At 64.4% G+C, this 20,803-nt stretch carries 14 protein-coding genes; 10 read left to right on the top strand and 4 right to left on the bottom strand.

Annotation, left to right across the window (positions count from 1 at the left end; genetic code table 11):
- Position 1: 1 nt before the first annotated feature.
- From glf to EXZ48_RS12720, 4 genes are all read right to left on the bottom strand, one after another.
- Positions 2 to 1,159, bottom strand: a complete 1,158-nt coding sequence (gene glf, locus EXZ48_RS12735; protein ID WP_130516299.1) for a UDP-galactopyranose mutase — start codon at positions 1,157 to 1,159, stop codon at positions 2 to 4.
- A gap of 12 nt (positions 1,160 to 1,171) precedes the next feature.
- Complete coding sequence (locus EXZ48_RS12730; RefSeq protein ID WP_130516297.1) at positions 1,172 to 2,464, bottom strand: hypothetical protein; 1,293 nt, start codon at positions 2,462 to 2,464, stop codon at positions 1,172 to 1,174.
- Between the two features lie 47 nt (positions 2,465 to 2,511).
- Positions 2,512 to 4,560, bottom strand: coding sequence for a glycosyl transferase (locus tag EXZ48_RS12725; protein WP_130516295.1), 2,049 nt, complete (start codon positions 4,558 to 4,560; stop codon positions 2,512 to 2,514).
- Between the two features lie 180 nt (positions 4,561 to 4,740).
- On the bottom strand, positions 4,741 to 8,820 hold the full coding sequence (locus EXZ48_RS12720) for a hypothetical protein (protein ID WP_130516293.1): 4,080 nt from the start codon (positions 8,818 to 8,820) through the stop codon (positions 4,741 to 4,743).
- Positions 8,821 to 9,594: 774 nt separating this feature from the next.
- Here EXZ48_RS12720 and EXZ48_RS12715 point away from each other — a divergent pair.
- From EXZ48_RS12715 to EXZ48_RS12670, 10 genes are all read left to right on the top strand, one after another.
- Positions 9,595 to 10,557 (top strand): flagellin, encoded by a 963-nt coding sequence (locus tag EXZ48_RS12715; RefSeq protein WP_023515228.1) that lies wholly within the window; start codon positions 9,595 to 9,597, stop codon positions 10,555 to 10,557.
- Between the two features lie 314 nt (positions 10,558 to 10,871).
- Positions 10,872 to 11,525 carry a hypothetical protein gene (locus EXZ48_RS12710; RefSeq protein WP_130516291.1) on the top strand — a complete coding sequence of 218 codons (654 nt, stop codon included), beginning with the start codon at positions 10,872 to 10,874 and terminating at the stop codon, positions 11,523 to 11,525.
- Entirely contained in the window at positions 11,522 to 12,745 is a 1,224-nt protein-coding gene (locus EXZ48_RS12705) for a MotB family protein (protein WP_023515230.1), read from the top strand. Before EXZ48_RS12710 ends, EXZ48_RS12705 begins: the two co-directional genes overlap by 4 nt.
- Before the next feature lie 4 nt (positions 12,746 to 12,749).
- A complete protein-coding gene (gene motC / locus EXZ48_RS12700; RefSeq protein ID WP_130516289.1) occupies positions 12,750 to 14,087 on the top strand; it encodes a chemotaxis protein MotC in 1,338 nt (445 codons plus the stop codon).
- Complete coding sequence (locus EXZ48_RS12695) at positions 14,084 to 15,496, top strand: flagellar hook-length control protein FliK (RefSeq protein WP_130516287.1); 1,413 nt, start codon at positions 14,084 to 14,086, stop codon at positions 15,494 to 15,496. The genes motC and EXZ48_RS12695 overlap by 4 nt, the downstream gene beginning before the upstream one ends.
- Positions 15,420 to 15,998: a transglycosylase SLT domain-containing protein gene (locus tag EXZ48_RS12690; RefSeq protein WP_050745445.1), complete on the top strand. Its 579-nt coding sequence runs from the start codon at positions 15,420 to 15,422 to the stop codon at positions 15,996 to 15,998. The genes EXZ48_RS12695 and EXZ48_RS12690 overlap by 77 nt, the downstream gene beginning before the upstream one ends.
- A 281-nt stretch (positions 15,999 to 16,279) precedes the next feature.
- Entirely contained in the window at positions 16,280 to 16,954 is a 675-nt protein-coding gene (rem, locus tag EXZ48_RS12685; RefSeq protein WP_023515619.1) for a transcriptional activator Rem, read from the top strand.
- Positions 16,955 to 17,054: 100 nt separating this feature from the next.
- The gene (locus EXZ48_RS12680; protein ID WP_023515618.1) at positions 17,055 to 18,281 is read left to right on the top strand and encodes a flagellar hook protein FlgE; all 1,227 of its coding nucleotides are present in this window, start codon (positions 17,055 to 17,057) and stop codon (positions 18,279 to 18,281) included.
- Positions 18,282 to 18,325: 44 nt separating this feature from the next.
- Positions 18,326 to 19,738: a flagellar hook-associated protein FlgK gene (gene flgK, locus EXZ48_RS12675; protein ID WP_130516286.1), complete on the top strand. Its 1,413-nt coding sequence runs from the start codon at positions 18,326 to 18,328 to the stop codon at positions 19,736 to 19,738.
- 3 nt (positions 19,739 to 19,741) lie between these two features.
- Complete coding sequence (locus EXZ48_RS12670) at positions 19,742 to 20,800, top strand: flagellar hook-associated family protein (RefSeq protein WP_130516285.1); 1,059 nt, start codon at positions 19,742 to 19,744, stop codon at positions 20,798 to 20,800.
- Positions 20,801 to 20,803 lie beyond the last annotated feature (3 nt).

Genomic DNA, 20,803 nt, shown 5'->3' with positions numbered 1-20,803 from the left:
GTCAGAGTGGCGGGTGCAGGAAGGTCGACATTGCCGCATTCTCCGCGCGGCGGGAGAGATAGAGCCGCGCCGTATCGAGTGCCTCGCGGATCGTCACGTCCATGTCGAGATAGCGGTAGGTGCCGAGGCGCCCGACGAAGGTAACGTCGGCCTCCTGTTCCGCGCGGGCGACATAGTCGGCAAGCTGCGCCTTTTCGTCCACCAGGCGGATTGGGTAGTAGGGAATGTCGTCCGGCTCGCAGGCGCGCGAGAATTCGCGGTAGCACACCGAGCCCGCGGGGTTCTCCCAGGGCGAGAAATGCTTGTGCTCGGTGATACGGGTGTACGGCACCGAGACGTCGCCATAGTTCATCACCGCACAGCCCTGATAGTCGCCCTCATAGGTGAAGCGCTCGAAATCGAGCGTGCGATAGCCGAGCCGGCCGAGTTCGTAGTCGAAGTAGCCGTCGAGCGGACCGGAATAGAAGACATGGCTGTAGCCGGTCTTCTCGCCGCGCCGGAAGCCGGTCTCCAGGGCCACCGTGATGTTCGGATGATCGAGGATCCGTGCGATCATCTCGGTATAGCCGGTCTCCGGCATGCCCTGGTATTTGTGGAAGAAATAGTTGTCCTCATAGTTGAAGCGCACCGGCAGGCGCTTCAGGATCGAGGCCGGCAGCTCGGTCGGCGAACAACCCCACTGCTTCTGCGTATAGCCCTTGAAGAAGGCCTCGTAGAGGTCGCGCCCGACGAAGCGCAGTGCCTGCTCCTCGAAGGTCTGCGGGTCGGTGATCGTCTTGTCCGCCTGCTCTTCCAGGAAGGCGCGCGCCTCGTCCGGCCGGAAGCTCTTGCCGAAGAACTGGTTGATCGTATGCAGGTTTATCGGCAGCGAATAGACTTGCCCGCCGCTCGTCGCCTTCACGCGGTTCTTGTAGGGCATGAAGGTCATGAAACCGTTCACATAGTCCCACACTTCCGTGTCGTCCGTGTGGAAGATATGCGGCCCGTAGACATGCACCATCACGCCGGTCGCCTCGTCCCGTTCGGTGTGGCAGTTGCCGCCGATATGGTTTCGCTGGTCGACGATCTCGATAGTGTAGCCGGCCTCGGCAAGCGTGCGGCCGATGACGGCGCCGGAAAGGCCGGCGCCGACGATGAGGATTTTTTCCTTCATGCGCATGGAACCCGGCCCTCAGCCTGTCGCCCGCAGGGCGAGCTGCGGCGCCTCGTCAACCGGAAAGAGGCGTTCGCGCATGAGCACTTCATAGGCCTCGACGAGCGGGCTTGGGTCCCATCCGCGCTCCTGCGGACCGAAGCTCAGGTGGCTCACGGTGAAGTCCGAATAGATTGCCGTCGGGCGCTGCAGGAGCGTCGGAACGCCGATGGTCAGTGCGTGCTCGTCGTCGCCCTGGGGCAGGGCCATGTGCACGAGATCGCGGCCGAGCCAGGCGATGAAGTTGATCGACTGCCGCTCCGTCCAGTCGACGACCCTGGCCGGAAGGGCGAGCGTCCTGCCACCCTGGCCGAGGAAGAAGTCGTGAAGTTTCACGGCCCGCTCGGCGCTCTCCCAGAGGCTGCCGCCGAAGCCGCCCGGCGGCAACTCGAAATGGCCGACAGCGGGTGGAATGGAGCCGGCGGCCTGCTGGAAATAGGCGCAGACGCCGTTGTTCACCACATTGGCCGAGACGACGAAGTAATGCGGGTTGTTCCGCCGGAACTGGATGAAGCCGTCAAGTTCGTCGATGTCGAGATAGACGATGTCGTCGTCGCATTTCAGGAACACCGCATCGGAGAAGGCCTCCAGCCGCGTGGCATAATAGTCGTAGGCCTGCCAGTAGGGCATCTGCTCGTTCGGATTGCCGATATAGCGCCGCGTGGCGGTGCCGGCATCGCAGAGCTCGAGGTCCGCGCCCCAGCCGCCGCGCATCTGCACGCCCGCGCCGGCAGAGAAGTCGAGTTCCGGCCAGCTGCCGATGGTCACGCCGTTGACGCGCAGCGTCGGTGCGCCGGCCGCATCGAGTGACAGCACGACATCGTTCGGCCGGCCGGGAGAGAGCACACCGGGCGTCGGCGCGCTCCACAGGTTGGTATCGTCGCCGCGCTCGGGGTTCTCCAGCTTTTCGCGCGGGATCTTGCGCATCGCCGAATGGGTGTTCCGCCAGCCGCCGACCACGAATTCATAGTGGTCGTTCGGCCGGTCATGCGGGGTGAGGGTGATGTGCAGGTCGTGCCGGATGCGGGCACTGGTGCGGAACGAGGCCTGGCGCGAAACGCCCCCGACCGGCTGGTAGGGCACTTTCGAGCCCATGTAGCGCACCGGGCCGAACTCCCGGCTCACCCAGGCATGGTCTTCAGCCGACCGGGTGAAGTCCCAGATGTGCCACTCGTCGATGATCCCGAGATCCATCGCCCGGCGGACATACTGGGTGAGGATTTCCATTCGCTTCTGCCGTCCGGCAAAGGTCACCAGGATTACGGGGGTCATGCTGTCCTCGTCATTCAGAACTTCAGGATTGCGGGCGGGCCTAAGGGTCAGGCGGCCGGTGCCGGCCAGAGGCGGGCATCGGGCCAGAGCGGGGCGTGTTCATCGAGGCGGGCGAGTGCCTCACGGTAGCGCAGCCGGTAGGCCTCGTCGGTCTCGAACTCGATCCCGGCGGCAGCAAGCTCGGCGCCGATTTCGTAGTAGACGTCGAGGTTGCGCAGGTCTGGCACCGGCGTTTCACCGCGTTCGGCGTCACCCTGCATCTGCCAGAACAGCGCTTCGAGGCGGCGGGCAAGGGCCGGCATGTCGCGCAGTGCGCAGGTCTCCCGCTGGCGCTGGAGCGAGCCCTTCACTGCGGCGAGGCTTGCCGGGTTCCGGGCAAAGGCGACGGCCTTGTGCACGTAGTCATCCGGGCCGGAGCAGATCATCTCGGGAATGCCGGCGGCCGAAGCGATACTGGCGCAGAAGCGCGAGGCGAAGCTCTTGCCCTCGATGGTCAGCACCGGCAGGCCTTGGGTGATGGCGTCGGCCGCCGTCGAGTGGGCGCCGTAGGGGAAGGTGTCGAGGAAGAGATCGGCAAGGCCGATGCGGGCGAGGTGGTCGGGGTTCTGTGCCTTGCCGGCGAAGATGATGCGCTCCGGCGCAACGCCGTTCTGGGTCGCGATCTGCTTCAGGCGCTCGTTGACGCTGTCGTCGCCGGCAAGCAGCCACAATACGCTGCCGGGCGTTGCAAGGAGGATCGCCATCCAGCGCCCGAAGCAGGCGGCGGTGATCTTTTGCATGCCGTTGAAGCTCGCGAAGACGAAGGCGTTTTCGGGCAGGCCGACACTGGCGCGTGTCGGGCGCGGAGAGACGGCACGCTTGCGGTCCACCGGCTGGTTGCACGCGATGCGCAGGACCTTCTCGGTGTAGTAGATCTCGTTTTCCGGCGGCACGATATGCTCGTCGGCGATCATGTACTGGTGGTAGGGGCTTGCGACGGTGCCCGGGTAGCCGCAGAAGTTCACGATGACGGGTGCCGGCCGGTAGGCGAAGATCTTGGTGCGGGCATGCTTGGTATAGCCGTTGACGTCGACGAGCACGTCGATCGCGTCGGCAGCGATCTGGCGGGCGGCGTCGATGTCGCTGAGCGCGGTGATATCGCGCCAATGGTCGACAGCCTGCTTGATGCGTGCCTGGGTCTGGTCGAGAGGCGCCGGGTCGCCGCAATAATAGGCGAAGATCTCGACACTCGCCTTGTCATGCAATTCGAGCACTTCGCTGAGCGCGAAACCGACCGCATGCTGACGCAGGTCCGAGGAGACGTAGCCGATGCGCAGCCGCTGCCCGGTTCCGGATTTCTGTTGCACCGGATTGCGCGCGAAGTCCTGGAGATCGGCCGGGCGGCCGACATTCGTGCGGCAGTAGCGGTGGGCCTTTGCCAGGTGGAAAATGGGATCGTCCGTGTAGCAGGCGATCGTCATGGACGAGGTCGCATCCATGAAATGACGTGGCGTGACGTGGAGGGAGGGCGTGAAGACCGGCCACTTGCACTGGCGCATGCGCAGCGAGATCCAGTGCTGTGCCGCCTCGGGACGCGATGGCTGCAGCTCCATGGCCTGCCAGAGCGCGGCCTCGGCCTCCTCCAGATGTCCTGTGCCCTCCAGAACGCGGCCGATATGCTGAAGGCTGAGCAGGCGATTGCTGATCTTGTCCGGCGTGACGTCGGCGGTCGCATCGGCATAGATGCGCCATTGTTGTACGGCCTGTCCCGTCAAACCGCAGTCTTCGAGCGTCCTGCCGAGATTGATATGCGCCTGCCCGAATTGCGGGTTGATGCGCACCGCGGCGCGAAGGGCTTGCAGCGCGCCGGCTGCATCGCCGGCCTTCGAGAGTGCAACCGCATAATTGAAATAGGCAAGGTGCAGCAAAGGGTTGCTGTCGTTGAAGGCGATCCAGATCTTGTAGAGTTCGCCCGCCTGCACTGTCGCCCCGGCCGCCGTCAGGCCTTCCGTCATCTGGAACAGCTCGGCCAGCGAAAGCTGCTGGTTGCGGGCCCGCCCGAGGATGTTGAGGAACGATGCGGCGGGATCGGCGAGAATGGGGGTGCTGACGGTCATGACATCCTGCGGCAAGGGGGCCTGCTGGCCGGGCGGTTGAACGGCTCGAAAGGAGCTCGTCTGCCTTGCTATCGGAGTTGACTTGCGTCGGGCTGGTCGTTTTGCGGGAAGGGAAGGCCGCCGCAGGGGGCGGAAGAAAGAGCAGCGGCGCGGTGTGGACCGCGCCGCTGCATGTCTGGATTAGATCGCGGCGTAGGCCTGGATGACCGCTTCGACCTGTGCCGAGTTCATCGCGGCGATCTGCTCGGCCTTGAGGGCCAGGATCTGGGCTGAACCGAGGGCTGCGATGTCCTCGGTGGCCAGGCCCTGCAGGGCCTTCAGGCCGATTGCAGCGATTTCGTCGGTCGTGAAGGTCTTGATGTCTTCCGAGCTCATTGCCTGGATGGCGGCTGCGCTGAGGCCCGCGATCTGCGAGCTGGTCAGAGCCGCGACCTGGGTCGTCGACAGAGCCTCGATCTGGCCGCTGGTCAGGCCCGCAATCTGCTTGGAGTCGAGAGCGGCGATCTGGCCGGTGCTGAGGGCCGCGATCTGCGAGCTGTTGACCGTTGCGATCTGCTTGGCGCTCAGGCCGGCGATCTGGCCGGTCGAGAGAGCAGCAAGCTGGCCGGTCGACAGGGCATTCAGCTGGGTGCTGGTGAGAGCACCGATCTGCTTGCTGTCGAGGGCTGCGATGGCGGCCGTGGTGATGCCGGCGAGGGCCGGACCTTCGAGGCCGGCGAGGGCCTTGAGGTTGATGGCAGCCAGTTCATCGGTGCTGAACAGAGCCAGTTCCGCCGAGTCGATGGTCTTCAGGGCGGCGGCGCTGAGCGCTGCGACCTGCGAGCTTGTCAGGGCTGCGATCTGACCGGTCGTCAGGGACGCTGCCTGGCCGCTGGTCAGGGCGCCGATCTGGGCGCTGCCCAGCGAGGCGATCTGGCCGGTGGTGAGGGCTGCGATCTGCGAACCGTCGATCGTTGCAACCTGCTTGGCGCTGAGGCCTGCAAGCTGGCCGGTGCCGAGGGCTGCGATCTGGCCGGTCGACAGGGCATTCAGCTGGGTGCTGGTGAGGGCACCGACCTGCTTGCTGTCGAGGGCTGCGATGGCGGCCGTCGTGATACCGGCGAGGGCCGAAGCTTCGAGACCTGCGAGGGCCTTGACGTTGATGGCGGCCAGTTCATCGGTGCTGAACAGGGCCAGTTCCGCCGAGTCGATGGTCTTCAGGGCGGCGGCGCTGAGGGCTGCGACCTGTGAGCTCGTCAGGGCTGCGATCTGGCCGGTCGTCAGGGACGTTGCCTGAGCGCTGGTCAGGGCGCCGATCTGGGCGCTGCCCAGCGAGGCGATCTGGCCGGTGCTGAGGGCTGCGATCTGCGAACCGTTGATCGTTGCAACCTGCTTGGCGCTGAGACCTGCGAGCTGGCCGGTCGTCAGGGCTGCGAGCTGGCCGGTCGACAGGGCATTCAGCTGGGTGCTGGTGAGGGCACCGACCTGCTTGCTGTCGAGGGCTGCGATGGCGGCCGTCGTAATACCGGCGAGGGCCGAGGTTTCGAGGCCGGCGAGGGCCTTGACGTTGATGGCGGCCAGTTCATCGGTGCTGAACAGAGCCAGTTCCGCCGCGTCGAGGGTCTTGACGACCGCCGCGCTGAGGGCTGCGACCTGCGAGCTGGTGAGGGCTGCAACCTGGCCCGTCGAGAGGGCCGCTGCCTGACCGCTGGTCAGGGCGCCGATCTGGGCGCTCGACAGGCCGGCGATCTGGCCGGTGCTGAGCGCTGCGATCTGCGTCGAGTTGATCGTGGCGACCTGCTTGGCGCTCAGGCCGGCGATCTGGCCGCTGGAGAGAGCTGCGAGCTGACCGGTGGAGAGCGCATTCAGCTGGGTGCTGGTGAGGGCACCGACCTGCTTGCTGTCGAGGGCTGCGATGGCGGCCGTCGTGATACCGGCGAGAGCGGAGGCTTCGAGGCCGGCAAGGGCCTTGAGGTTGATGGCAGCCAGTTCATCCGTGCTGAACAGGGCGAGTTCGGCCGAGTCGATGGTCTTCAGCGCGGTGGCGCTGAGGGCTGCGACCTGCGAGCTGGTGAGGGCTGCAACCTGGCCCGTCGAGAGGGCTGCTGCCTGGCCGCTGGTCAGGGCGCCGATCTGGGCGCTGCCCAGCGAGGCGATCTGGCCGGTGCTGAGGGCTGCGATCTGCGTCGAGCTGATCGTGGCGACCTGCTTGGCGCTCAGGCCTGCGAGCTGGCCGGTCGTCAGGGCTGCGAGCTGGCCGGTCGACAGGGCATTGAACTGGGTGCTGGTGAGGGCACCGATCTGCTTGCTGTCGAGGGCGGTGATGGCAGCCGTGGTGATGCCGGCGAGAGCTGCGGCGTCGAGGCCGGCGAGAGCCTTGACGTTGATGGCCGCCAGCTCATCGGTGCTGAACAGGGCGAGTTCGGCCGAGTCGATGGTCTTCAGGGTCGCGGCGCTGAGCGCTGCAGCCTGCGAGCTGGTGAGAGCTGCAATCTGGCCCGTCGACAGAGCCGCTGCCTGGCCGCTGGTCAGGGCGCCGATCTGGCCGCTCGACAGGCCGGCGATCTGGCCGGTGCTGAGCGCTGCGATCTGCGAGCTGTTGACTGTCGCGATTTGCTTGGCGCTCAGGCCGGCGATCTGGCCGCTGGTGAGGGCTGCAAGCTGGCCGGTGGACAGCGCGTTCAGCTGGGTGCTGGTGAGGGCACCGATCTGTTTGCTGTCGAGGGCGGCGATAGCGGCGGTCGTGATGCCGGCAATAGCCGAAGCTTCGAGACCGGCAAGAGCCTTGACGTTGATGGCGGCCAGCTCATCCGTGCTGAACAGGGCGATTTCCGCCGAGTCGACCGTCTTGAGAGCGGCTGCACTCAGTGCTGCAACCTGCGAGCTGGTGAGGGCGGTGATCTGGGCCGTCGAGAGGGCCGCTGCCTGACCGCTGGTCAGGGCGCCGACCTGGGCGCTGCTCAGCGAAGCGATCTGGCCGGTGCTGAGGGCACCAACCTGGGCGCTGGAGAGCGTCGCGAACTGCTTGGCGCTCAGGCCGGCAAGCTGGCTTGTGCCGAGGGCGGCGACCTGGCCGGTGGACAGGGCGTTGAGCTGAGCGCTGGAGAGGGCTGCGATCTGGCCGGTGCCGAGGGCGCCGACGGCAGCGGTCGTGATGCCGGCAAGGGCACCGGTGTCGAGGCCGGCGATGGCCTTCGCGCCGATGGCGGCCAGTTCATCCGTGCTGAACAGGGCCAGTTCCGCCGAATCGATGGTCTTCAGGGCGGCGGCGCTGAGCGCTGCGACCTGCGAGCTGGTCAGGGCGGCGATCTGGGCCGTCGACAGGGCTGCAGCCTGCCCGCTGGTCAGGGCGGCGACATGCGCGCTGTTCAGGCTGGCGATGCTGCCCGATGCGATGCCGGCGAGGGCGGCGGCGTCGAGGCTGGCGAAGGCCTTGACGTTGATGGCTGCCAGTTCGTCCGTGCTGAAGAGGGCAAGCTCCGCCGAATCGAGGGTCTTGACTGCCGCACCGCTGAGGCCGGCGACCTGCGTGGAGGTGAGGGCGGCGATCTGGCCCGTCGACAGGGCTGCAGCCTGGCCGCTGGTGAAGGCGCTGATCTGCGCGCTGGAGAGCGATGCGATCTGGGCGGTGCTGAGAGCGGCGATCTGCGTCGAGGAGAGCGTGCCAACCTGCTTTGCCGTCAGGCCGGCGAGCTGGCCGGTGGTGAGGGCGCCGAGCTGGCCGGTGGAGAGGGCGTTGAGCTGGCCGCTGGAGAGGACGGCGATCTGTGCGGTACCGAGGGCGGCGATGCTCGCCGTCGCGATGCCGGCGAGGGCGGCTGTGGTGATGCCGGCGATTGCCTTGACGTTGATGGCGCCGAGCTCATCGGTGGTGAAGAGCGCGATTTCCGCGGAATCAATGGTGGAAAGGACCTGGTAGCCGAGGGCTGCGATCTGCGAGGAGTTCAGAACGGCGATTTCGTCCGTGGTGAAGGTCGCAACCTGCGCGCTGGTGAGGGCCGCGGCCTGGGTGGCCTTGAGGCCCGTAATATGGCCGGAGGTCAGCGACGAGATCTGCGCGGCGCTGAGGCCGGCGATGGACTTGACGGCGATCGAGCCGATCTGGTCCGAGGTGAAGGAAAGCAGGCTCGTCGACGTGAAGGCGTTGAGCTGGGCAGCGCTGAGCGCCGCGACCTTTTCGGAGGTCAGTGCCGCAACGTCCTCGGTGTTGAGGAGCTGGATCGCATTCGTGGAAAGGTTCCGGATCTGGCTGGGAGTCAGATTGGTGATAATCGAAGTCATGGACGCGCGCCCTTGTGTTAGCGGATGACAAACGTCGTTTTCGTTCCACCGACCGTGCGGGAAGAGGTTCGATCTTCTCCTCGGGTCCCCAGGCGCGCAAAGCACCCGCCGTATACCGCTCGGTCGAGCGCCATCTTCGGCGCTAACGGTCCGGACGTCCGGTTGGACGAAAACAATGTCACATGAAACATGGCTCGAACGAGCCAGCGCATTGGAAGGGCATCATGCGCGGGGCTGATGGCAGCCCCGATCCCTACGCCATCGGTCGCAAACGCCATCCATTGGCTATGCTTTTTCAGGGCAGACCGAGCCGGGCAGAAAAATTGCCCCAGCCAGCCCTTTTCGACCACGTTAAGTTCTAATCGGCAGCTTTTAATTTTGGGTTAACAGGCGCGCAGCGCAGGTTGTATCCCACCTTGCCCCATCCCCCGATAGGCAGGCCCTCGGTGTGGAAGCGTGCTGGTTGTAGGGCGGCGTGTCCGGGGACGGCACGGCGCCTCGTGAAAGGACGATGGGGGAAGGAGCCCCGTAGCGTCGCCTTTCTTCAAAAACGGCGAAAACTGGCTTTCGGAAATAAACTGTATTTTTATCTTTCTGCTGTCGTATCTCCTGCGTTAACCATTTGTTAACCATTCAGCATTAACCCTTTGTTAAGAACGACGGACTGGCGCCCAGGGCAAACGAGCGGCGCCGGATGCATGAAGCCCTTCGTCGTTACCGGTTCCCGCCTCACTCCGGCATGTCCCCGACAATTCCTTTTCAGGGCAAGTGCCAATGACCAGCATATTGACCAACTCCGCCGCCATGGCGGCGCTGCAGACCCTCCGTTCCATCGACAACGGACTCGAAACCACCCAGGGCCGCGTTTCGTCCGGCATGCGCGTCGAAACCGCCGCCGACAATGCCGCCTACTGGTCGATCGCGACGACGATGCGTTCCGACAATCGCGCCATCTCGACCGTCGCCGACGCTCTCGGCCTCGGTGCTGCCAAGGTCGATACCGCCTATACGGCGCTCGAGAACGTCATCGAGGTGATGAGCGAGATCAAGGCCAAGCTGGTGGCCGCCCGCGAGCCGGGCGTCGACAAGAACAAGATCAATGACGAACTGAAGGAGCTGAAGAACCAGCTCGTCTCGGCCGCCCAGTCGGCCTCCTTCTCCGGTGAGAACTGGCTCTACAATTCCGGCACGGATCCGCTCGGCGTCAAATCCGTCGTCGCCTCCTTCGTTCGAACCGCGAGCGGCAACGTCAAGGTCGCCACGCTCGATTTCGACACCCAGAATTCCGTGCTGATCGACGTGCAGGACCCCACCCGGGGTTACCTCACCCGGCCCATCGACGCCGATGAACTGGTGGACGATCCGACGGGCACCGCCCGGGAATACTATCTGATCGCATCGGATCCGGTGGCCTCCGGGGATCCCATCGAGATCGACGGCAACACCGACTATGCCGATCTCGACGACATGATCAGCGTCGTCGACGATATTCTCAAGGACCTCACGAACGCGGCGTCCACGCTCGGCGCCATCAGCAGCCGCATCGAGATGCAGGAGAGCTTCGTCGGCAGCCTCAATGACGTGATCGACAAGGGCATCGGCCGCCTTGTCGATGCGGACATGAACGAGGAATCGACCCGCCTGAAGGCGCTGCAGACGCAGCAGCAGCTCGGCATCCAGTCGCTGTCGATCGCCAATTCGAGCGCGGAAAACATCCTCCAGCTCTTCCGCCAGTAAGGGCAGTGAATTCTTCTCTTCCGCCCTGGCCGTTGGTCATCGGCCGAGGCGGGCGGTTGGGCCGCGCTATTTGCCCTGGCGCGGCCCAACACCTTTCATCTTCATCCTCGCACAAGTTTGGAGCCCTAGGCTCGGTGGCACGATCAGGAAGATTGTGTGCCTTGCGTCTTGCGGAAGGTGCGTGTCCGAGGAGACAGGTCAGCGGTGGTGTCAGGTTCCAGTGTTTTCGAGAGCGAGCGTCAAAACGGTCCGCGGGGTTCCCGCCGGGCCGTTCCTGCGTTCGTCCGGCACGCGGCAGGACGGGAGGATGCGCGATGAGCGTGCAGCTCGCCCGTTACCTCAAGGATTTCGGCGCGCCGCCGCGCCCCAAGATGCCCACCTTCCAGCCGCCGTCCTTTGGCGACGAGGGGGGCGGCGTTGCGGCACAGGCGTTTGCCATGCCGCCGGCCGAGCCGCCGGTGGACCTGGCCGCCGAGCGCGCCGAGGCCTTTGCGGATGGCAAGGCGGAAGCCGAAACAGAGCTTCGCAGCAAGCATGATGCCGAGATCACAGCCCTCAAGGAGGCGCACCAGGCTGAACTCGACAGTCTGAAGGCGCGCTACGAGAAGGATTACGCCCGTGCCCTTGCCGAGCGGTTTTCCACGCTGACGGGCGAGGTGGCCGAGCGCGTCGCCGCCGATACGGCCGAGGTTCTGGCGCCGGTGATGAACGACGTACTGGCAAGAGGGGCTGTCGCCGATCTCGCCCGCATGATCACCGAGGGCCTGCAGGGCGACGAAGGCATGACGATAACCGTGAAGGGGCCGGCAAACCTCTTCCAGCAACTGGAAGCGCATTTCGACGAACCCGCGCCGGTCTTCCGGCATGTCGAGATGCAGGATGTCGATTTGACGGTGGAGTTCGGCGAAACCGTCCTGGTAACGCGGCTGGCGGCCTGGGCTGACACCGTACGCAAGGTGCTTGCATGAGCGAAGGCGAAAATCACCACCACGGCAAGAACGAGATCATTATCGTCAAACGCCATGGCGATCATGAGGGCGACCACCATTCGGCCGCCTGGAAGATCGCCTATGCCGACTTTATGACCGCGATGATGGCGTTCTTCCTCGTGATGTGGCTCGTCAATGCCGCAAACGAGAAGACGCAGGCCTCGGTCGCCTCCTATTTCAACCCGATCAAGCTGACCGACGACAAGCCGGCCGACAAATCGGTGAAGAAGCCCGCCAACAGTGCTGAAGGCGAGGCGACACAGGACAAATCCAAGGAGCAGGGCCAGCAGCAGGCGAGCGGCAACGGCGCGGAAAGCGGCAAGGACGAGAAGACGACGGCCGGCGAGGAAGCGAAGTATTCCGAGGCCAACTTCTTCGAAAACCCCTATTCCGTCCTGTCGGAGATCGCACAGGAAGTCGGCCAGCAGGCCAATGTCAGCGCCAAGGGCGAGGGCGGGGCAGCCACGTCCGGCCCGGCGACCGGCGCCAATGGCGGCGAAGCCTATCGTGATCCGTTCGATCCTGATTTCTGGACCCAGCAGGTGGAGATCTCGCAGGCGACGGACGCCGGCAGCGAGGGCAAGACCGGCCAGCAGATGGCGGCCGCGAGCGACGACACCGTGAAGGAGGCCCTCGCCAAGGAAGAGGCGGAGAAGGCTGCTGCCGCGAAGGCCGAAGCGGAAAAGGCCGTTGCCGAGGCTGCCAAGGCCAAGGAAGACGAGAAGAAGACCGCCGAGGAAAAGAAGGCTGACGAACTGAAGAAACAGCTGGCGGAGCAGATCGGCACGCTTGGCAAGCTGGCCGAGGGGCTCAGCGTGACGCCGGCCGAGGGTGGCTTGCTCGTCAGCCTCACCGACCAGCTCGACACGCCGATGTTCAATGTCGGTTCGGCCGTTCCCAAGCGCGAAATGGTGCTGGCGATGGAGAAGATCGGCAAGGTCCTCGAGGGCCGGCCGGGCGCCATTGCCATCCGTGGCCATACCGATGCGCGTCCCTTCGCCGGTGGCAAGAACGACAACTGGAAGCTTTCCATGGATCGTGCGCAAAGCGCCTACTACATGCTGGTGCGCGGCGGCCTTGAGGAGAAGCGCGTGAGTCAGGTGACCGGCTTTGCCGATCGGCGGCTGAAGGTTCCGGCCGATCCGATGGCCGATGCCAACCGCCGTATCGAAATCCTTATCCAGGCCGAGGGCGGTTGACGCCATGGGTTTCTTGCGGCGCTTTCTCCTGACAGGTACGGTCTTGTGCGCAGCGCTCTCTGCCGTCGCACCCGCGCGCGCCGAAGACCTCGACGATCTTGCGCCCTACAAGATGATCCGCTCTCTGCAATATGTGCAGGACACGGTGGCGCTTGGCGATCACTCGGCAATGGAGATGCAGCGTTTCCTTTTGAGCACCATCGATGAGCGCCTGCGAACGGGGGAATCCGCGCTCTTCGACGATCCGCGCAACGTGGATGCCGCGCTCGTCTATGCGATGAGCGGCGGCAACCCCGAGACGCTGGAAGTGCTCATCAAGAAGGATGTCGACGGGCACTTCGATTCCCGCCTGACCGATGCCCTGCGCAGCTACCTCAGCGGCCGCGGCACCCAGAGCGTCAAGTCGCTCGCGGAAATCTTCCCGGAATACAAGCGCTCGCGCGTCGGCCCCTATCTGGCGCTGGTGTCGGCCAATTCGGTCATGCGCAAGGACCCGGCACTCGCGCTTACCTATTTCGACTGGGCGCGGCTCGTTGCCCCCGGCACGATCGTCGAGGAGGCGGCGCTGCGCCGCTCGATCTATATCGCCAGCGAGGCGGACTGGATCGACAAGAGCATGGCCTATGCCAACCGCTACGCACGGCGCTACCTGCGCTCGCCCTATGCCAGCCAGTTCGCGGATCTCTTCGTAAAACTGGCGGTCGATCACTTCGAGGCGATCAAGGAGGACGACATCCTTGAAATCCTCTCCTTCATGGACGTGCCGCGCCAGCGCGAGGTCTATCTGCGTATGGCGCGCCTTGCGGCGATCTCGGGCAAGAACAAGCTTGCTTCGCTTGCCGCCGAGCGGGCTCAGGTGCTGTCCGGCGACGGGGAGAGCGTGCCGAAGGTGCTGGCAGACCTCTATTCGGGCCTTGCCTCGGTGCCATCAGGGGATGTTGCGGAGGCGATGGAATCGATCATCGCAATTCCCGACGACAAACTGTCGACCAAGGACCGCGCCTTGAAGGCGGCGGCCCGCGCGGTGGCCGAGGAGGTCTTGCGCGAACCGGCGGTATCCGTGGCGGCGGAGACGCAGACCGAGACGGACCTCGCCAAGCCCGTGCAGCAGGCCGAGGACGCCTCGTCCGATGGACTGAGCGAAGCCGAGTTGGCAGACCGGGCGATGGATCCGCGGGCGGGTGGCGAAGAGACGCCGGTCGCCGCCGCGGTCGAGCCGGAACAGGAAAAGAAAGAGCAGCCAGAAAGTGCCGGCATCGACCCGGCCTTCGATACATTCGTCTCGGGCGGCAGGTCCAAGCTCGACGAAATCGACGCGCTCTTGAAAGGAGAAGGCAGTTGAGCACCATCGGTAGTGGAGTTCTGGGCGTCGTGCAGGGGCAGGCACCCGGGAAGAGCAAGGCCAGCCACGGTCAAACCGCCGGCGCTTCGGAGGACGGCGGTTTCGCCAGTGCGATCGCCAGCCTTTCGGGGCGCGAAGGCGACGGCGGGCGCAAGGGCGCGCGGTTGTCGATTTCCGGTGCGGCTGTCCGCGGTGAGCAGGACGGCGGAGAAACGGATCAGACCCGTGTAAAGCTCGGGCGCCGTGATGCCGCGGGATCGGCGGAGGCCGCCGGCAAGCATGCGGTGGATGCCGCCGACGCGGACAGCAGGCCTTTCGACGAGAAGGCGGCTGCCTTGCTGGAGGCGGCGAGCCGGCAGGGGCGCAAGACACAGGGCGAACTGCGTGACGGCAAGACCGCCGCGCACCTTGATGAGGAGGCGGCCGTGGACGCGGACGCTGCGGCGGCGGACGGAACGCAGGAGGCTGCACCGAAAGTCGGGACGGATGTCGGCAATCTTCTCGAAATGCTGGCCGCGCCGAATGCAGTGTCGCTGGAGGCGGCCGCCAAGGCTGGCGTTCCGGGCGCCGGGGCGGATGGAAAAGTACAGACGGGTGGCAAGGGATCGGCCAAGGTCGATGCCCATGCCGACGCTGCTGCCAAGGCCGACGGAGCCCACGTGGCAGATGCCGGCGAGGTGCCGCAGTCCGATACCGATCAGCTCTTCCGGTTGATCCGTGCCGATGGCAAGGGGCGGGACCTCGACATGAGTCTTTCCGACAAGGGCGATCGTGCGACCTTCCGGGATGCCACCCCGACCGGGCCGAAGGGTGAGACGGTGACCGTGGTCGATGCGCGCCGCTATATCGGCCTTGCTCAGGCCGGCAACGCGGCTGCCGTGACGACGGCGATTTCGCAGGACCCGCAATGGGCGGCGTCGCTGAGCGCCACCGGCGGGCTCAGCCACTCGGAGGCCGCAGCGACCGGCAAGGTCGTCAACACGCTAAAGATCCAGATGCATCCGATCGAGCTCGGTCTCGTCACGGCGACGCTGCGCCTGCATGGCGACGATCTCGTCGTCTCGCTGCAGGTGGAGACGGGCGAGGCCTATCGCCAGCTCACCGACGATCAGGACGCCATCGTGCGCGCATTGCGCGGGCAGGGCTTTGCCGTCGATCAGGTCAACGTCCAGCTCGCGCCGGCCGACAGGAGTTCGAATGCGCAGCAGGGTGACAGCCAGAGCCAGCAGCAACAGCAGTTCTCCAACCAGCCGCAGGCCCGCGAGGGCGGCAATGGCCGTCAGGGGAGCAATGGAGAGGGCGCAGGCAATTTTTCACACGAGGGACCATCCCATGAAGGCACCACGTCGGACAACGCTCCTGGCCTTGCTGGCGGCCAGCCTCAGCGCTCTGGTGGTGTCTATCTCTGACGCGGAAGCCTCCGTCGGGGCGTGCGAGCGGGAAATCCTGGCCGCGGCCGCGAAATACGACATCCCCGCCGGCATCCTCTATTCCGTCGGTCTCACCGAGACCGGCCGGAAGGGCTCGCTGCAACCCTATGCCATGAACATCGAAGGCAAGGCCTTCTTCGGCCGCGACCGGCAGGACGCCCTGCAGGCCTTCGAGGCGGCACGGGCGCGGGGCGCCAAGCTGATCGATCTCGGCTGCATGCAGATCAACCACTACTTCCACGGCGAGCAGTTTTCCTCGCCTGCGGAAATGTTCGACCCGCGCAAGAATGTCGAGTATGCGGCGGCATTCCTCGCGCGGTTGCACGCCCGGCACGAGACCTGGACGATGGCCGTGGCGCGCTATCACGCCGGTCCCAACAATGACCCCGCGCAGAAGCGCTACGTCTGCCGGGTGATCGCAAACCTGGTCGCGACGGGCTATGGAAGCTGGACGGCGAACGCGAAACAGTTCTGTCAGTAATTCTATTAAAAGTTGAGATTTCGACCTTGATGGGGCCTGTGCCGTATTGTGGCAGGAATGCGCCCTGTTTTGGGATGACAAGGCGAAGCGTTAACCTTTGTTAACTTTTCCACCGTAAAATTGTGGCAAAATCCGAATTAACCTACTATATATAGATCAAATCGGCACGCAATTCTTAATCAACTGTTAATTCCACCCAGTCACTTCCTCTAGTTGCCGGTGATTCGCCCGATTCGTACCACTGCCTGAACGAGGCACCACACTGATTCGGAGGCGGACGAATGATCGTAGTGGTTGATGAGCGCGAGCTCGTTAAAGACGGCTATACTTCTCTTTTTGGTCGCGAGGGCGTGCCCTCGACGGGGTTCGATCCCCGTGAGTTCGGCGAGTGGGTGAATACCGCTGCCGATTCGGACATCGATGCGGTCGAGGCATTCCTGATCGGGCAGGGCCAGCTCTCCATGGAGCTGCCGCGCGCGATCCGTGATCGCTCGCAGGCCCCCGTGATCGCGGTCAGCGACACGCCCTCCCTGGAAACCACCCTTGCGCTGTTCGACAGCGGCGTCGACGATGTCGTGCGCAAGCCGGTTCATCCGCGTGAAATCCTGGCCCGTGCGGCGGCCATCCGGCGCCGCCTGAAGGCGTTGTCCAACTACACCGATATCGGTCCGATCCGCGTCTTCTCCGATGGCCGCGATCCCGAAATCACCGGGGACGTCTTCCCCCTTCCGCGCCGTGAGCGCCGCATCCTCGAATACTTGGTCGCCAACCGCGGCCGCCGGCTTTCCAAGACCCAGATCTTCAACGCGATCTACGGCATCTTCGACGAGGACGTCGAGGAGAACGTGGTCGAGAGCCACATCAGCAAGCTGCGGAAAAAGCTGCGCAAGAAGCTCGGTTTCGACCCGATCGATTCCAAGCGCTTCCTTGGCTACTGCATCGACTGGCAGAGCTGACACGACATTGCCGGCTGGCGGGGAAGGCGGACCCCGGCAGCCAGCTTCACGCAAGGCCCGTCCCATAGGGTCGTAGTGACGAGACGAACGGGGAAATGACATGAGCCTCTACGGTACGATGAGAACGGGTGTTTCCGGCATGAACGCACAGGCGAACCGCCTGAGCACCGTTGCCGACAACATCGCCAACGCGAACACGACCGGCTACAAGAAGGCCGGAACCCAGTTCTCCTCCCTTATCCTGCCCTCCACTGGCGGCGCCTACAATTCCGGCGGCGTCAACACGGACGTGCGGTACTCCATCTCCGCACAGGGCACCTTCACCTACACTACCTCGGCGACCGACCTTGCCATCAACGGCAAGGGCTTCTTCATCGTCCAGGGTTCCGACGGCGTCGAATACATGACGCGCGCCGGCGCCTTCACGCCGATGAACGACGGTACGCTGAAGAACTCGTCCGGCTTCACGCTGATGGGTTACCCCTATTCCTCGACCGAAGATCCGACGATCGTCATCAACGGCTTTGCCGGCCTCGAGCAGATCAACCTTGCATCCGGCGAACTGAACGTGAAGGCGTCCGAAAAGGGCTACCTGCACACCAATCTGCCGTCGAATGCCGAGGATCCCTTCTCCAAGACCACCTCGCTCGTCGCCTATGACAGCCTCGGCAACACGCGCAAGCTCGACTTCAAGTATTCCACTACCGGTACGCCGAACGAGTGGAGCCTGGAAGTCAGCTACACCGATCCGGACAGCGGCACGGTCACGCCGCTCCTGGCTGCGACGACCCTGACCTTCGACACGAACGGCAAGCTCGTCTCTCCGACGGACATCACGCTCGCCGGTCCCACGACCATCGGCGGCGGCGTGCTCAACCCGTTGGAAATCTCAATCGGCGGCGCCACCGGCGGCAGCACGCAGCTTGCGGCGGACTTCGCGGCCAAGGGCGACATCGACGGCATCGGCCCGAGCGGCGTTGCCGGCTACGAGATCAGCGACGACGGCATCGTCTACCTGAAATACGAGAACGGTGACCTTGCGCCGAAGTACCGTATCGCGATGGCGAACGTGCAGAGCCCGGACAACCTCAAGCCGCTGCCGGGCAACGTCTACTCGCAGAGCAGCGATTCGGGCGTCGTCGTCATGGGTTACGCCGGCAATGGCGGCTACGGCACCATCATCTCCGGCGCGCTGGAAGACTCCAACGTCGACATCGCCGAAGAGCTGACGAGCATGATCGAGTCGCAGCGCAACTACACGGCCAACTCGAAGGTCTTCCAGACCGGTTCCGAGCTGATGGAAGTCCTCGTCAATCTGAAGAGATAAGCCGGCATGACGCCGCGCGTGCATTCGAGAGTTAGGTAGATCCGATGTCGCTTTCAGCAGCAATGAAGACTGCTCAGTCCAGTTTCTCCAACGTAGGCCTGCAATCGGCCGTCGCGTCGAAGAACATTGCCAATGCAAGCAACCCGAACTACGCGCGCCGCGCGGCGATCCTCGCCACGGCGTCCTCCGGTGCCACCGTGGTGGAAACGCAGCGTGCCCAGAACGAGGCGCTGCTGAAGCAGAACCTGCTTTCGATCTCCAAGTCGAGCGGCCAGGAAACACTCCTGGCCGGTCTCACGCAGATGAAGATGATGATGGGCGGCGAGGACTACGAACTCGCCCCCTCCACCTATCTGGCGAAACTGCGCGACAATCTCCAGACCTTTGCCGACAAGCCGAGCGAAGTCTCGCTCGCCGAGACGGTGGTGTCGGATGCGATCGACGTCGCCAATGCGCTGAACAGCACGTCGAACGCCCTGCAGAAGCTGCGGGCGGAGGCGGATGCCGACATCGATACGGCGGTGGTGGAACTCAACCGCCTGCTCACGGAATTCAAGACCTACAATGACAAGGTCCGCCAGGGCACGGCTGCCGGCACCGATGTCAACGACGCGCTCGACCAGCGCGACAAGCTGCTGACCGAAATCTCGGGTCTCATCGGCGTTACGACAGTCAACCGCACGAACAATGACCTTGCGCTCTATACCAGCGACGGCACGGTCCTGTTCGAAACGGTGCCGCGCACCGTGAGCTTCCTGCCCACGACCACCTTCACCGCGGCCGTCGACGGCAACCAGGTCCTCATCGACGGGGTGCCGGTCCAGGCGGGCGCCGGCGGCAACACCAGCGCACAAGGGTCGATCGCCGCCCTGCTGCAGGTTCGCGACTACGTCGCGCCGACCTTCCAGAAGCAACTCGACGAGATCGCGCGCGGTGCGATCGAGGTGTTTTCCGAAGGCGGGGTCGAGGGGCTCTTCACCAGCAACGGCCTGCCCGCTGTTACGGATCCGGGTCTTGCTGCGGTCATCAGGGTCAATCCCGATGTCATCTCCAGCGAAGGCGGAAACCCGACGAAGCTGCGGGACGGGATCAACGCCGTCTACAACACAGACAACAATGCCAGTTTCTCCGAGCTTCTGAACGGCTATGCGTCGGCCTTCGAGGCACCGATGTCCTTCGATCCGGACGCGTCCATCGAAACGACAACGACCTTGCTTTCCTTTTCCAGCAGTTCGGTCGGCTGGCTGGAAGAGATCCGCAGCGCGGCGACGACGGCGGGTGGAGACAAGTCTGCCCTGCTCGGTCGCACTCAGGAAGCGCTTCTCAACGTCACGGCCGTCAGCCTCGACGAGGAACTGGCCCTGCTGCTCGATCTCGAGCAGTCCTACAAGGCGTCGGCCAAACTCGTGGCGGCGGTCGATGAGATGATCGCCTCTCTCCTCCAGGCGGCGGGGTAAGTTATGAAGACTTCTTTCGTTTCCAACATGTCCCTTCAAAATGCGATGCGGCTCACCGTGGCCAGCGCGCAGAAGGAGATGTTGCAGCTCCAGGAAGAAACGGTCACCGGCCGTCATGCCGATGTCGGCGCCGTACTGGGTGCCAAGACTGCGCGCACGCTGAACCTGCACCGCGATCTCCAGCGCATGGAATCGCTGAAGAGCACAAACGCGCTGACGACGCAGCGCCTCGCCGCCTCGCAGGAGGCGCTCGGCCAGATGTCGACGGCGGCGAACGACGCGATGGGCGTGCTGATTGCGCTTTCCGGCATCACCTCGCAGGACCAGCTGGATCTCGCCAAGGAAAACCTCGGCAACGCGCTTTCCACCTTCACCTCGGCTGCCAACACCTCGTTCAGCGGCGAGTATCTCTTCGCGGGCATCAATACCGACGTGATGCCGCTGAAGGACTATCTGGAAACGTCGCCGGCCTCGGATGCGAAGGTCGCCTTCGATGCCGCGTTTGCCGCGCATTTCGGTTTTCCGCAGACCGATCCGGCCGTCGCGGCCATTTCGGCGACAGATATGCAGGCTTTCATCGACAGTCTTGAAACCAGCTTCATGGACCCGGTGGACTGGCAGACGAACTGGTCGAATGCGTCCGACGAGAACATGCAGAGCCGCATCAGCGCCGCCGAGACGGTGCAAAGCTCGACCAACACCAATGTCGACGGCATGCGCTACATGGCGCTCGGCCTCGTCATCGGCCAGGAAATGCTGTCGCTCGGCATCAGCGAACAGGCCCGCAAGACCGTCAGCGATGCCGCGATCGACTACATGGGGCGCGCGATCTCCGGCATCGATGGCGAGCGTTCGAAGCTCGGCATTTCCGAAGCGCGCGTCAGCCAGGCCAATACATCGCTCGATGCTCAGGTCACCATCCTGAGCACCAGCATCAAGGACATGGAAGGCATCGATACCTACGAAGCGGCGACGCGCGTCACCACACTCGAATCGCAGCTTTCTCTCGCTTACACGCTCACGTCGAGGATCCAGAACCTGAGCCTGCTGAACTACCTCTGATGA

Source organism: Shinella sp. JR1-6 (assembly GCF_004284735.1).
GTDB lineage: Bacteria > Pseudomonadota > Alphaproteobacteria > Rhizobiales > Rhizobiaceae > Shinella.
The sequence above is the reverse complement of the archived record's forward strand: the minus strand, read 5'-3'. Positions and strand labels throughout refer to the sequence as shown.